General features: G+C 72.4%; 10 protein-coding genes and 1 riboswitch. Of the genes, 5 read left to right on the top strand and 5 right to left on the bottom strand.

Going from position 1 to position 14,342, the window contains the following annotated elements; genetic code table 11:
• Nucleotides 1-27: 27 nt before the first annotated feature.
• The 4 genes from nadC to ACIPVB_RS14435 are packed head-to-tail and all read right to left on the bottom strand — an operon-like array spanning nt 28 to nt 4,465.
• On the bottom strand, nt 28-885 hold the full coding sequence (nadC, locus tag ACIPVB_RS14450; RefSeq protein WP_400369783.1) for a carboxylating nicotinate-nucleotide diphosphorylase: 858 nt from the start codon (nt 883-885) through the stop codon (nt 28-30).
• Nucleotides 879-2,405 (bottom strand): L-aspartate oxidase, encoded by a 1,527-nt coding sequence (nadB, locus tag ACIPVB_RS14445; RefSeq protein ID WP_400369781.1) that lies wholly within the window; start codon nt 2,403-2,405, stop codon nt 879-881. Before nadB ends, nadC begins: the two co-directional genes overlap by 7 nt.
• Nucleotides 2,402-3,733: a quinolinate synthase NadA gene (nadA, locus tag ACIPVB_RS14440; RefSeq protein ID WP_400369780.1), complete on the bottom strand. Its 1,332-nt coding sequence runs from the start codon at nt 3,731-3,733 to the stop codon at nt 2,402-2,404. The genes nadB and nadA overlap by 4 nt, the downstream gene beginning before the upstream one ends.
• Before the next feature lie 12 nt (nt 3,734-3,745).
• Complete coding sequence (locus ACIPVB_RS14435; protein WP_400369779.1) at nt 3,746-4,465, bottom strand: NUDIX hydrolase; 720 nt, start codon at nt 4,463-4,465, stop codon at nt 3,746-3,748.
• Between the two features lie 224 nt (nt 4,466-4,689).
• On the opposite strand from ACIPVB_RS14435, the gene ACIPVB_RS14430 reads away from it, so the two are divergent.
• From ACIPVB_RS14430 to gcvP, 4 genes are all read left to right on the top strand, one after another.
• The gene (locus ACIPVB_RS14430) at nt 4,690-5,865 is read left to right on the top strand and encodes a MarP family serine protease (RefSeq protein ID WP_400369778.1); all 1,176 of its coding nucleotides are present in this window, start codon (nt 4,690-4,692) and stop codon (nt 5,863-5,865) included.
• Nucleotides 5,866-5,955: 90 nt separating this feature from the next.
• Nucleotides 5,956-6,050, top strand: a riboswitch (glycine riboswitch).
• A 166-nt stretch (nt 6,051-6,216) separates the two neighbouring features.
• Nucleotides 6,217-7,416, top strand: coding sequence for a glycine cleavage system aminomethyltransferase GcvT (locus tag ACIPVB_RS14425; protein ID WP_400369776.1), 1,200 nt, complete (start codon nt 6,217-6,219; stop codon nt 7,414-7,416).
• On the top strand, nt 7,413-7,787 hold the full coding sequence (gene gcvH / locus ACIPVB_RS14420; protein WP_400369774.1) for a glycine cleavage system protein GcvH: 375 nt from the start codon (nt 7,413-7,415) through the stop codon (nt 7,785-7,787). The genes ACIPVB_RS14425 and gcvH overlap by 4 nt, the downstream gene beginning before the upstream one ends.
• Nucleotides 7,784-10,663, top strand: a complete 2,880-nt coding sequence (gene gcvP, locus ACIPVB_RS14415; RefSeq protein ID WP_400369773.1) for an aminomethyl-transferring glycine dehydrogenase — start codon at nt 7,784-7,786, stop codon at nt 10,661-10,663. Before gcvH ends, gcvP begins: the two co-directional genes overlap by 4 nt.
• A gap of 441 nt (nt 10,664-11,104) precedes the next feature.
• Here gcvP and ACIPVB_RS14410 read toward each other — a convergent pair whose 3' ends face one another.
• Nucleotides 11,105-12,139, bottom strand: coding sequence for a hypothetical protein (locus ACIPVB_RS14410; protein ID WP_400369772.1), 1,035 nt, complete (start codon nt 12,137-12,139; stop codon nt 11,105-11,107).
• Between the two features lie 454 nt (nt 12,140-12,593).
• Here ACIPVB_RS14410 and ACIPVB_RS14405 point away from each other — a divergent pair, with 454 nt between their 5' ends.
• Nucleotides 12,594-14,336, top strand: a complete 1,743-nt coding sequence (locus tag ACIPVB_RS14405) for an ABC transporter substrate-binding protein (RefSeq protein ID WP_400369770.1) — start codon at nt 12,594-12,596, stop codon at nt 14,334-14,336.
• Nucleotides 14,337-14,342: the final 6 nt, after the last annotated feature.

Below are 14,342 nucleotides of genomic sequence, written 5' to 3'. Positions count from 1 at the left end.
TCGTCGCGGCGTTGTCGAGGTAGAGGCTCACGCCGTCTCGATGCGGATGTCGAGCCCGAGGTCGAGGGCGGATGCCGAGTGCGTCAGCGCCCCGACCGAGATGACGTCGACGCCGGTCTCGGCGATCGCACGGACGGTGTCCAGGGTGACGCCGCCCGAGGCCTCGACCTGCGCGGCTCCGGCGATGCGGGCGACACCGTGACGCAGGTCGTCGAGCGAGAAGTTGTCGAGCATGATCGTGCCCACGCCCGCGGCGAGGACCGCGTCGATCTGTTCGAGGCGGTCGACTTCGACCTCGACGTGCGTCGTGTGGGGGAGCCGCGCGATGGCGCTCTCGAGCGCCTGCGTGATCGAGTGCCCGTTGGCGGTGAGGACGGCGAGGTGGTTGTCTTTGGCCATCACGGCGTCCGACAACGAGAAGCGGTGGTTGTGGCCGCCGCCGTCGCGCACCGCCTGGCGCTCGATCGCCCGCAGGCCCGGCGTGGTCTTGCGCGTGTCCACGATGCGCGCGCCGGTGTGGGCGACCTCGGCGACGTAGCGGCTCGTCAGCGTCGCGATCCCCGACATGCGCTGCACGAAGTTGAGACCGATCCGCTCGGCCGTCAGCACCGCGCGCGCGGGGCCGGTGACCACGGCGAGGGTCTCACCCGGGGTGAAGCGGCCGCCGTCGGCGACGAGCTGCTCGACGACGATCGACGGGTCGGTGAGGGTGAAGGCGGCGGCGAACACCGCCGCCCCGCTGAAGACGCCGTCCGTGCGCGCGACGAGCTCGGCGCGGGCCGTGGCGTTCTCGGGGATCAGCGTCTCGCTGGTGAGGTCGCCCCACGGGGCGTCCTCGTCGAGGGCGGCGGCGACGACACGGTCGATGGCGGCGCGGGTCAGCATGCGAGGGCCTCCGGGGATGCGAGGGATGCCGCGGGAGCGGCGTCGGGTGAGACGGGGGCCGCCGCGTCGGAGCGGAAATGCGCGCCCACCGAGGCCGTGCGCCGACGCGCCGCGTCGACGACGTACGAGGCGACCAGCAGCAGATTGGCGTCTTCGATGCCGAGCGGGTCCACCGTTGCGCGCCACGCGGCGAGGACGCCGGCGGCGCGGTCCAGACCGGCGGCGTCGCGGATGAGCCCCGCGTCGGCCCACATCAGGTGCTGCAGCGCCGCGCGCGTGAACGGAGGAGCGACGGCTCCGGGGGCATCGGCTCCGGGGGCGTCGGCGAGAGGTGCCGCCGCGTCCGCCTGCGCTGCCACTGCCGCGCCGCGCCCCACCGCGTCGCCCGCGCGAGCGCCGAACACGGCGCCCTCGAGGAGCGAATTGGATGCCAGGCGGTTGGCGCCGTGCACGCCGGTGCGGGCGGTCTCGCCCACCGCGAACAGGCCGGGCACCGTGGTGCGTCCGTCGAGGTCGGTGACCACGCCGCCCATCAGGTAGTGCGCCGCGGGGGTCACGGGGATCGGCTCGCGCGCCCAGTCGAGCCCGCGCGCGCGCACGGCGGCGTCGATCGTGGGGAAGCGCCGGGCCAGGAACGCGGCGCCGAGGGCGGTGGCATCCAGACGGACAGGGTGTCCGTGCTGCGCGGCCATGGCGCGCGCGTTCGCCCGGGCCACGACGTCGCGCGGGGCGAGCTCGCCGTCGGGGTGGACGTCGAAGGCGAACCGGCGACCGCTGTCGTCGATGAGGGTCGCCCCCTCGCCGCGCACGGCCTCGGACACCAGGAACGCGGAGCCGACCGCGAGGGCGGTGGGGTGGAACTGCACGAACTCGAGGTCCGCCACGGCGGCGCCCGCGCGGATCGCGGCGGCGATGCCGTCACCGGTCGCGCCGAGCGGGTTGGTGGTGTGCGCGTAGAGCTGGCCGGCTCCGCCCGTGGCGAGGATGACCGCGTCGGCCGCGAGGCGCTCGCCGTCGGAGAGTTCGACGCCGGCGACCCGTCCGTCGAGCATGACGAGATCGCGGAGCAGGGCGTGCGCGCGGACGGTGATGCCGGTGCGACGCACCGCCTCGCCCAGGGCGGTCTGGATGGCTGATCCGGTGGCGTCGCCCCCGGCGTGCAGCACGCGCGCCACCGCATGGGCGGCTTCGAGTCCGCGCGAGAGATCCCCGTCGGGGGTGCGGTCGAAGGCGACACCCCGCGCCATAAGCTCCGCGATACGCGCCGGTCCCTCGCCGACGAGCACGTCCACCGCGCCGGGGTCGTTCAAGCCCGCGCCGGCGGTGACGGTGTCGGCGGCGTGCGAGGCGACCGTGTCGGACGGGTCGGTCACGGCGGCGATGCCGCCCTGCGCCCAGCGTGTGTTGGTGTCGGGAAGGGCGCCCTTCGTCACGACGGTGACGCGGCATCCGGCTTCGAACGCGTGCAGCGCCGCCGTGAGACCGGCGATACCGCTGCCCACCACGACGACGGTCGTCATTTCACGGCACCGTTCGGCTTGGCCGCGAGCATGCGCTCCAGGGCGACCGTCGCGGGCTCGGCGACGTCGGACGGCACGGTGATGCGGTTGACGACCTCGCCCGCGACGAGCGACTCCAGCACCCACGCGAGATAGCCCGGGTGGATGCGGTACATCGTCGAGCAGGGGCAGACGACGGGGTCGAGGCAGAAGATCTCGTGCTGCGGGTACTGCGCGGCCAGGCGCTGGACGAGGTTGATCTCGGTGCCGATCGCGAAAGTCGTAGGTTCGGTCGCCGCGGCGATGGCCGTGCGGATGATGTCGGTCGACCCCGCCTCGTCGGCGGCGTCCACGACCTCCATCGGGCACTCGGGGTGCACGATCACGCGTACGCCCGGGTGCTCGGCGCGGGCCTTGTCGATCTGGTCGACGCTGAAGCGGCGGTGGACCGAGCAGAAACCGTGCCACAGGATCACGCGGCTGTCGCGGATCGTCTGCGCGTCGGAGCCGCCGAGGGCCTTGCGCGGGTTCCACATCGGCATCCGCTCGAGGGGGACGCCCATGGCCTTGGCGGTGTTGCGGCCGAGGTGCTGATCGGGGAAGAACAGCACGCGGCGTCCGCGGGCGAAGGCCCACTCCAGCACCGTCCGCGCGTTGGAGGAGGTGCACACGATCCCGCCGTGCCGGCCGACGAAGCCCTTGATGGCGGCGCTGGAGTTCATGTACGTCACCGGGATGACGGGGACCAGGCCCTCGGCATCCGGGGTCCCGAGGTCTCCGAGCACCTCTTCGAGCTGCTCCCAGCATTCCTCGACCTGGTCGATGTCGGCCATGTCGGCCATCGAACAGCCCGCGGCGAGGTTCGGCAGGATGACTGCTTGGTCGGGGCGCGACAGCAGGTCGGCGGTCTCGGCCATGAAGTGCACCCCGCAGAACACGATCGCTTCGGCGTCGGGACGCTCCTTCGCCGCGTTGGCGAGCTGGAACGAGTCGCCCACGTAGTCGGCGTGACGCACGACCTCTTCGCGCTGGTAGAAGTGCCCGAGCACCACGACGCGGTCGCCGAGGGTCTGCTTCGCCGCGCGGATGCGGGCGTCGAGCTCGTCGTCGGTGGCGTCGCGGTAGTCCCGCGGGAGTTCGCCCTGGCGCGGAGCCCCCGTGGGGATGACGTCGCCCATCGACGAGCCCGGCCCGTATCCGGGGCGCGTGTCGAAGTCCCAGGGGCCCACGGCGAGGTCGGTGGTGCAGGTCGCGTCGGTGGACGCGCCCGAGACGATCGCCTGGATCGCGTGGTCGACGCTGGGGTCGATCGCGGGGCGCGGCTGCAGGGTGAGGGGGGTGGCGGACATGGGCGTTTCCGATCAGTGACGGGACGGGAGCGGGCCGCGGTCGGCGAGCTCCACGTCGCGGTTGTAGCGGTAGAGGCGGGCGGGTCGGTGGCTTCCGGTGCGGAAGCGGTCGGTGGGGATGAGCGTGTCGCTCGTGTCGATCTGGCGGCGGAAGTTGGCCGGGTCCAGGCGCTTGCCCAGGATCGACTCGGTCACCTCGCGCAGGTCGGCGAGGGTGAACTCGTCCGGCAGCAGTCCGTGCGCGATGCGGCTGTAGCCCACCTTGTTGCGCAGGCGCCACAGCGTGTACTCGACGATGTCGTTGTGGTCGAAGGCGAGGGTCGGCAGGTCGGTCGCGTCGAACCACTCGACGTTCTCGGGGGCGTCGCCCTGGCGGGCGTGCGCGGCGACCTGGGCGTCGACCTCGTCCGAGCGCAGCAGCGCCCAGTACACGATCGACACCACGCGGGTGGGGGAGCGGTCCACGGCCCCGAAGGCGTAGAGCTGCTCGAGGTAGCTGGGGGTGAGGCCGGTCGTCTCGGCCAGGGTGCGGGATGCCGCGGCGTCCAGGCCCTCGGCGGCATCCAGCCATCCGCCGGGCAGCGCCCACCTGCCGTCGAACGGGTCGCGGGTGCGGCGCACCAGGGGCAGGGTGAGCACGGGCTCGTCGTGCGCGTCGCGGCGCACGCTGAAGATCACCGTCGACACGGCGACGCGCACGTCGGCGGGTTCGGGGCTCTGAGTTCGTGTCATGGTGACCATATCTCCCTGACCGATCTTAGTGTCATCCCGACCCGAAGCGCTGCCCTTGCGTCGATAAACGCCGGTTGTGCCGAGACACGGCGACGCACCGCGTGTCTCGACAGGATCGGCGTTTATCGACGCGACGGAGAGTTGTGCGACCGGGCGAGTCGCCGCGCGTCGAAAGGGTTCTCCCAGACGCGCGCTCTAGCCTCGGAACGGACTCAGGAGGTCGGATGCCGATCATCGACATCGTTCTGATCGCCCTTCTGGCGATCGCGCTCATCGTGGGCCTCTCGCGAGGGTTCCTCGCCACGATCGGCTTCTTCGCCGGCCTCGCCCTCGGTGCCGTCGCCGCGTATTGGGCCACCCCGTTCGTGGGGCAGTGGGTCACGGCCCCCGCGTGGCGCGGGCCGCTCATGATCCTGACCGGGGCCCTGCTGCTGCTGATCGGCAGCGGTCTCGGCAGCGCCGTGGGTGGGTTCTTCCGCCGCGGCGCCGACCGCATCAAGCTCCGCGTCCCCGAGCGACTGCTCGGCGGTGTCGTCAACGTCGCCGCCGCGGCCCTCGCGATCTCGTTCGCCGCCGGATCGCTCACCCCGGCCGGGGTTCCCGTGGTGTCGGCCGCGCTGGGGTCCTCCACCGTCGTGCGCACCATCGACGACCTCACTCCGGCCCCGGTCCGGGGCGCGCTGGCCGAATTGCGCGGGTCGGTCTTCGCCGAGGGCATCCCACGCCTGGGCCAGCTCATCCAGATCGGACCCGTCCCGAGCGCGCCCGAGATCGCGCTGGACGACCCCGCGCTCACGCAGGCCGCGCAGTCGGTCGCCCGCGTGTCGGGGACGGCCTACGCGTGCGGCGTCACCTCGAGCGGTTCGGGCTTCGTCGTCGCCGACGACCGCGTCGTGACCAACGCGCACGTCGTCGCCGGTGTGGACACCCCGGTCGTCGAACTGCCCGGCCAGCCCGCTCGCGAGGGCCGCGTGGTCTACTTCGACCCCATCGATGACATCGCGGTGGTCTCGGTGGACGACCTGGATGCCGCGGCCCTGCCGGTCGTGTCCACCCTCGGCGTCGGCTCGCCCGCCGTCGTGCAGGGCTACCCGGGCGGCGGGCCCTTCACCTCCGGCAGCGCCCAGGTGCTGTCGCAGGGGACCGTGCCCGTCCCCGACATCTACGACACGTCCTCCGTCCCGCGCGACATCTACGCGCTCGCGGCCGTCGTGCGCCCCGGCAACTCCGGCGGGCCCCTGCTGACCACCGCGGGAGAGGTCGCGGGGATCGTCTTCGCCCGCTCCGACACCGACGACGACGTCGGCTACGCCATGACGCCCGCGGAGCTCGAGCCGGTGATGGCGCAGCTCGGCTCGCTGTCGGCGCCCGTGGCATCCGGCAGCTGCACCCGGGGGTGACCCGTCACCGTCCGTCCGCGGACCCGCCCGAGAGGGCTGTGCCGATGCGGGGGCTCCGCTAGGCTGACCCCACAAGTCCACACCGGCCCCATGATCGATGCGGGAGAGCTCCGGCGAACGCAGCCGGGCACCGAAGGAGCAAGCCTCCCCGCCAATCTCTCAGGTACGCGTACCGCGTCGATCGGGCCACTCTGGAAAGAGGTTCGGGATGCCACGTCCCCGAACCCGCCGACGGTGAAAACTCGCGCCCGCCTCACGGGACTGTGCGGGTGAAACTCTCAGGTCCATGACAGAGGGGGAGTTCTTCAGGCGCCGACCGGCGTCTGTCCGTCATCGCGAACGGCAGAACTCATGACCGAAACCCCCGCTCCACCGCGCTCCTCGCCGCTGCACGACCGGCACGAGGCCCTCGGCGCCTCGTTCACCGACTTCGGCGGCTGGAACATGCCCGTGCGCTACACCTCCGATCTCGCCGAGCACCGCGCCGTGCGCGAGGCCGCGGGTCTGTTCGACATCTCGCACATGGCCGAGTTCGTCGTCGCGGGTCCGCGGGCCGCGGGGTTCCTCGACTACGTCCTCGCCGGTCGGCTGTCCGCGATGAAGGTGGGCAAGGCGAAGTACTCGCTCGTGCTCGCCGCGAGCGGCGGCATCGTCGATGACGTGATCGTGTACCGCACGGGCGACGAGCACTTCCTCGTCATCGCGAACGCGGGCAACCGGGATACCGTGGCCGCGGCGTTCGAGACCGCGCGAGCGACCTGGGCTCCCGCGTCGGACGCGGCGGCAGCCTCGTCGACGACCGCCGATGCGCCCCGCTCGTTCGCCTTCGTCGCCGGCTCGACCGGCCTCACCGTCGAGGACGTCACCGACCGGTTCGCCCTCATCGCCCTGCAGGGCCCCGAAGCCCGCGGCATCCTGAGCTCCACCCCGGGGGTCGAGATCACCGGAACCGCGCTCGACGACCTCGGCTACTACGCCTGGACCGACGGCACCTTCGACGGCGCGCCGCTGTTCGTCGCCCGCACGGGATACACCGGCGAGGACGGCTACGAACTGCTCATCCCCACCGCGCAGGCCGGGGCGCTCTGGGACGCCGCGCTCGCCGCGGGTGCGGACCGCGGTCTCGTTCCGTGCGGACTCGCCGCTCGCGACACCCTGCGACTCGAAGCCGGTATGCCCCTGTACGGCCACGAGCTCTCGCGCGACATCGTTCCCGCGCAGGCCGGTCTCGGCCGTGTCGTCGCGGTCGACAAGGACGCGTTCGTCGGAAAGGACGGCCTGCTGTCCGGACCCGCCGACGCCCCCGTCCTCGTGGGCCTCGTCTCGGAGGGACGCCGCGCCGGACGCGCCGGGTATTCGGTGCTCCAGGGTGACGACGTCGTCGGCGAGATCACCAGCGGCGTCCTCAGCCCCACCCTCGGCCACCCCGTCGCGATGGCGTTCGTCGAGCCCGCGGCATCCGCTCACGGAACCGCACTGACCATCGACGTGCGCGGAACCCGCATCCCCGCGACCGTCACCGCCCTTCCCTTCTATCGGAGAAACGCATGACCGACCTCACCGCCCTCAGCTACACGTCCGAGCACGAGTGGATCGCCCTCGACGGAGACATCGCGACCGTCGGCATCACCGACTTCGCCGCCGACAAGCTCGGCGACGTCGTCTTCGTCGAGCTCCCCGGCGCGGACTCGGCCGTCTCGGCCGGCGACGTCTGCGGCGAGATCGAATCGACCAAGTCGGTCGGTGAGCTCTACGCGCCCCTCACCGGTACGGTCGTCGAGGTCAACGACGCCGTCGTCGACGACCCCTCCCTGGTCAACGGCGAGCCGTTCGCCGGCGGGTGGCTCATCAAGATCCGCGTCGAGGGCGACCTGCCGGCCGATCTCCTCGATCGCGCCGCCTACGAGGAGCTCACCGCATGACCTCCGTCCTTCCCTCCCGCACGGATGCCGGGACCCCGGCGGCCTTCACCGATCGACACATCGGCATCGATACCGACGCGCAGGCGCACATGCTCGAGGTCGTCGGGTACGACAGCGTCGAGGCGCTCGTCGAGACCGCCGTGCCGGCATCCATCCACGTCCGCCCGCGTGAGACGAGCGGGATCCCCGTCGCCGCCACCGAGGCCGAGGCCCTGGCGGAACTGCGGGAGCTCGCCTCCGCCAACCGCTCCGCCCGGCCGATGATCGGTCTGGGCTACTACGACACCTTCACTCCGTCGGTGATCGCCCGCAACGTCCTCGAGAACCCGTCCTGGTACACGGCCTACACGCCCTATCAGCCCGAGATCTCGCAGGGCCGGCTCGAGGCCCTGATCAATTTTCAGACCATGGTCACCGACCTGACGGGTCTGGCAACGGCGAACGCGTCGATGCTGGACGAGTCCACCGCGGTGGTCGAGGGCATGCTCGTCGCCCGGCGCGCGTCCAAGGCGAAGACCGACGTCTTCCTGGTCGACGTCGACGCCCTGCCCCAGACCAAGGCGCTGCTGCACCACCGCGCCGCCGCGGTCGGCGTCCGCATCGTCGAGACCTCGTTCGCCGACGACGTGCCCGAGGCGTTCGGCGCGTTCGTGCAGTACCCCGGTGCGTCCGGACGGGTCTGGGACTTCTCGGACGTGGCCGCGTCCGTGCACGCCGCGGGCGGCCTCGTGGTCGCCGCCGCCGACCTGCTCGCGCTGACCCTGCTGCGCCCGCCCGGCTCGCTCGGCGCCGACGTCGCGGTCGGCACCACGCAGCGCTTCGGCGTCCCGCTCGGCTTCGGTGGGCCCCACGCGGGCTACATGGCCGTGCGGGCGGGGCTCGAGCGCCAGCTGCCCGGGCGACTGGTCGGAGTGTCCCAGGATGCCGTCGGCGCCCCCGCCTACCGCCTCTCGCTGCAGACGCGCGAGCAGCACATCCGCCGCGAGAAGGCCACGTCGAACATCTGCACCGCCCAGGTGCTGCTGGCCGTCATGGCCGCCATGTACGCGGTGTACCACGGCCCCGACGGACTGCGGGCCATCGCGACGGGGGTCGCGCAGAAGGCCGATGCCCTGGCATCCGCTCTGCGCCGCGTCGACCTCGACCTCGTCGCGGACGCGTTCTTCGACACCGTGCGCGTGCACGTGCCGGGTCGCGCACAGGACGTGGTCGACCGTGCGCGCGAGCGCGGGTACCAGCTGCTGTGGGTCGACGATGCGACCGTGGGCGTGTCGGTGGACGAGACGACGACGGATGCCGACCTCGCGGCCGTCCTGGACGCCTTCGGCCTGACCGCCGACGAGCTGCCCGCGGGCGAGGCCCTGCGCGGAGTCGACGAGGCACTGCACCGCGACGACGTGTATTTGACGCACCCGGTGTTCCACACGCACCGCAGCGAGACCGCGATGATGCGCTACCTCAAGACGCTCGCCGACCGCGACTACGCGCTCGATCGCGGCATGATCCCGCTGGGCTCGTGCACGATGAAGCTCAACGCCGCGACCGAGATGGCGGCGGTGTCGTGGCCCGAGTTCTCGCGGGTGCACCCCTTCGCCCCCGAGGCGGACGTGCGCGGCTACCTCGACATGATCGAGCAGCTCGAACGCTGGCTCGCCGAGGTCACCGGGTACGACGCGGTCTCGCTGCAGCCGAACGCCGGGTCGCAGGGCGAGCTCGCCGGCCTGCTCGCGATCCGCGGCTATCACCTCGCGAAGGGCGACACCGCGCGCACGGTGTGCCTGATCCCGTCGTCGGCGCACGGCACGAACGCCGCCTCGGCGATCCTCGCGGGCATGAAGGTCGTCGTCGTCGCGTGCGACGAGGCGGGCAACGTCGACCTCGGCGACCTGCGGGCGAAGATCGCCCAGCACGCGGCCGAGCTGTCGGCGCTGATGATCACCTACCCCTCGACGCACGGGGTGTACGAGCACGACGTGCTCGAAATCACACAGGCCGTGCACGACGCCGGCGGCCAGGTCTACGTCGACGGCGCGAACCTCAACGCCCTGCTCGGCTTCGCACGGTTCGGCGACCTCGGCGGCGACGTCTCGCACCTCAACCTGCACAAGACGTTCGCGATCCCGCACGGCGGTGGCGGCCCGGGCGTCGGTCCGGTCGCGGCGAAGGCGCACCTCGCGCCCTTCCTGCCCTCGCACCCGTTCTCGCAGCGCGCCGAGCACGCGGGCGGCGTCTTCGACGGAGGCCCCGTCTCGGCCGCACCGCACGGCTCCGCCGGCATCCTGCCCATCTCGTGGGCCTACGTGCGCATGATGGGCGCCGAGGGGCTGCGTCAGGCCACGGCCGCCGCGGTGCTCTCGGCCAACTACATCGCCACGCGCCTGCGCGAGCACTACCCGGTGCTCTACGCCGGCGAGGGCGGTCTCGTGGCGCACGAGTGCATCCTCGACCTGCGTCCGCTGAAGGAGCAGACCGGGGTCACCGTCGATGATGTGGCCAAGCGCCTCATCGACTACGGCTTCCACGCCCCGACGATGTCGTTCCCTGTCGCCGGCACCCTGATGGTGGAGCCGACCGAGAGCGAGGACCTCGCCGAGCTGGATCGATTCGTGGATGCCATGATCGCGATCAAGCACGAAGCCCTCGCCGTCGCGGCGGGCGAGTGGCCCGCCGACGACAACCCGCTGGTGAACGCGCCGCACACCGCCGAGACGGTCGTCGTGGGGGAGTGGGAGCACCCGTACTCGCGTGAGACGGCCGTGTACCCCGTGCGCTCGCTCATCCGCGGCAAGTACTGGCCGCCCGTGCGCCGCATCGACCAGGCCTACGGCGACCGCAACCTGGTCTGTTCGTGCCCCCCGCCGGAGGCCTTCGCGTAAGTCGACCCCGGCCCGTCCCGGCCGCGCCGCGCCCGGCCCGCGCCTATGTCTCGCGAGACTGCACCCGGCTGACATCTCGGTTGCAGGATGTCGCCGAGTTGTCACCCACGTGCAGTTTCGTGAGGCGCGGGGCGGCGTGGCCGGGGAGCCGGGCGCGCGGCGCGGGGCGGCGTGGCGTTGCCAGGCGCGGCCAGGCGCGGTGGGTCGGATTGCCGCGAGACTGCACCCGGCTGACATTTCGGTTGCAGGATGTCGCCGAGTTGTCACCCACGTGCAGTTTCGTGAGGCGCGGGGCGGCGTGGCCGGGGAGCCGGGCGCGCGGCGCGGGGCGGCGTGGCGTGGCCTGGCGCGGCCAGGCGCGGTGGGTCGGATTGCCGCGAGACTGCACCCGGCTGACATTTCGGTTGTAGGATGTCGCCGAGTTGTCACCCACGTGCAGTCTCACGGCGTTCGTGCTGTCGCCCGCGGGCGCGCGCACCCGGCCCCGGGGCGGGGCTCCGGCATGGCTACCGCGAGCGCGGGGGACGCAGAGCCGTGGCGAGGCTGTGCAAGTGGACGGTGTCGGGAACGGCGACAACCGGGAGCCCCGCGCCGCTGAGCAGGCGAACCAGGGAATTCGGGTCGGCGAGATCGTCCCAGCCCCAATGCAGCACGGCCCGCGCGCCGGGCGCGCAGTCGTCGGTCGCGGTCCTCGCGTTTCTTGATCGCGAGGCGCGGGTCGCCGAAGCGCCCGTCGTACTTCAGCAGGCCGTCCGCCTCACCAGCGATGCGCCGCCCCGGCCACCAGAAATCGACGCGGTCGCCGTTCCCGTCTGGCGGACCGAACCAGACCTGGAGCTCCGGTTCGGCGAAGCCGGCCCATTCGGCGACCGCACGGCTCAGCGACTCGAGCGGCGACTCCGCTGCCGGGTCCACACGATGAAGAGCCCACCGCGCCCGCCGTCGACCGCGCGCGGACGCGCGTTCCTCGTTCAGCGTCGCAAGGGCGAGAGCGGCGCAGCGTTCATCGACGCGTGCGGCCGCGTCGGCGACGGCCAGGGCGATCGCGGGATGCCGAGTCCGGGCCACGTCGATGCACGTGTCGGCGATAGAGGTCAGACGGATGCCGTCGACCTCCTCGATCACGCGGTCCGGGTGGGCGCTGGTGTGCACGCGCACCCCGCGCACGCTCCGGGCCGTCGCGCTGGCCGACCCGAGCACGTGAATGTCGTGCGCCGCCCCGATCACGGGGAGGCCGTGCAGCGCCACCGCGGATTCGAGGCACAACACGTCGTCGGGGGCGTTCAGCAGATGCGCCCGGACACGCGCGAGGTACTGCTGCCACGGCGGGAGCGCCTGCCACGCATCGCGCGGCGCATAGACACCCCGCGTCACCTGGATGATCTCGCCGCGTCGCACGCTCCTCGTGGAGTGCGTCACCGCGGCGGCGGGCATGAGCGGCAGGGGCGTGTCGGCCGTTCGTCGGAGCACCGTCATCGCTCGACTTTGACGTCCGCGATCGCGCGGCGTTCGTGGCATCCGTCAATATGTGGGCGATGTGTTCTTCGGACCGCCGGTGGAGGAGTCGCGACGTCGGCGCCGAAACAGCAATCCGGTGACAACTCGGTTGCAGGATGCCGCCGACTTGTCAGCCGAATGCTGTTTCGCGGTGAAGAGGCCCAGCCCGGCGCGACCCGGCGCGGCGCAACCCGGCGCTGCGCGACGCAGCCCGGCGCAACCCGGCGCTGCGCGACCCAGCCCGGCGCAACCCGGCGTCGCGCGACCCGGCGCGGCGCAACCCGGCGCTGCGCGGCCCGACCCGGCCCGACCCGGCGCGACCCGGCGCTGCGCGGCCCAGCCCGGCGCAACCCGGCGTCGCGCGACCCGGCGCGGCGCGAGTGCCGCGTGCGGCCCCGGGGATCGCTCAGGAGGGGTTTAGTAAAGTTCCTCTGTGCACCACGGGCTGACTCCTCTTCCTCGACCGACCCGACGACGTCGCGGTGCGGGGCGTCTGATCGCCCTCCTCGCCGCAGCCGGCGTCGTCCTGGCCGGGTGCGCGGCGCCCGATCCCGCACCCGCCCCCGAACCCGAGGCGCGTACGAGTCTCACGCTCGGCGTCGTCGGCGAACTCACGAGCTTCAACGCGGCGACCGCCACGGGCAGCACCCCCGCCAATCGGGCCGTCTCGGCGCTTCTCGACGAGCGGCTCGGCTCGCTCGACGGCACCCTGCAGGTCGTCCCCAACGACGGACTGGGCCGCATCACGCGTGTTCAGGGCGACCCGCTCAAGGTGAGCTACGAGCTGTTCACCGACCGCGTCTGGTCCGACGGCACGGCCGTCACCCTCGACGATCTCGTGTTCGGCTGGGCCGTGAGCTCGCACTTCTTCGATGACGCCACCTACGACTCCGCGGGGCAGGTCGTGTCGGGCACGCGCTACTTCGACACGGCGATGCCGGCCGATCCCAACGCGCGCACCGCGCGGCCCATCGTCGATCGCGCCGACGACACCATCACGCTCACGTACGATCAGCCCTTCGCCGACTGGAACCGCCAGTGGCTGCTGGACCGGCCCGTGCACGTCGTCGCTGAGCGCGCCGGGGTCAGCGTCACGGAGCTCATCACCACGATCCTGACCGCGCCCGAGGGCGACCCGCGTGCGCCGGCCGAGCCGAACCCCGTGCTCGCGGCCGCCGCGGAGGCCTGGAACACCGGGTTCGACCTCGCACCGGGATCGACCCCCGATCCGGCGAGCGTGGTGTCGGCGGGTCCGTGGTCGGTCGCCGAGGTCACCGCGGACACCCTGCGGCTCGCGCGCCGCGACTCGTACCAGGGCGCGCACTTCCCGGGTCTCGAGGCACTCACGGTGCGCTTCTTCGCCGATCGCGCCGCGCAGCTCGCCGCGATCGAGGCGGGTGAGGTCGACATCGCCAACGTCGGCGACCTGGATGTCGCCGAGCGCAAGACCCTGACCGATGCGGGCTACCAGGTCCAGGTGGGGCCGACCACGCAGACGCTCCACCTGCGGTTCGCGGATGCCACGGCATCCGACGTCCGTCAGGGCATGACGCTCGCGATCGACCGGTCGTCGCTGGTGCAGGACGTCCTGGGGGCGATCCGCCCCGACGCGCAGCCCCTGCAGTCCTTCCTGTCGTCCACCGCCACCGGTCAGCTCTACTCCGATCTCATCGCCGGCAACGGCGCCCCCGGGACCGGGGCGGACGTCGACGGGGCGCGCACGGCCCTCGGCGATCGCGCGGCCGTGCTGCGCCTGTCGTACGACACGACCGACGAGGTGTCGGCGCAGGTGTTCTCGCGCCTGGTGTCGATGGGCGCGCGCGCCGGTATCGCGGTGCGGGCGGCGACACCCGGTGAGACGGTCGACGCCACGCTGTCGTGGGTGGGAGAGGACGAGAGCCTGTATCGCTCCGCGCGGGATCGCCTCGCCGAGGGGATCGAGGGCGCGGACACCGACGAACTCTTCGAAAGCCTCACGGTGCTCACCGATCCCGTCGACGTGCTCGCCGAGGCCAGAGAGATCGACCGTTCGCTGTTCGCGGTGTTCGCCGGGGTGCCGCTGCTCGAGCGGACGGGAGCCGTGGTGGCGGCCGAGGGCGTCGGGGGAGTGGCCTACACCTCCGAGCCCGACGGCGTGCCGCCGGCGTTCTGGACGTGGTCCGCTCCTCAGCCCTGACGACGG

It is taken from the genome of Microbacterium sp. NPDC090007 (genome assembly GCF_044748345.1).
GTDB lineage: Bacteria > Actinomycetota > Actinomycetes > Actinomycetales > Microbacteriaceae > Microbacterium.
The sequence above is the reverse complement of the archived record's forward strand: the minus strand, read 5'-3'. Positions and strand labels throughout refer to the sequence as shown.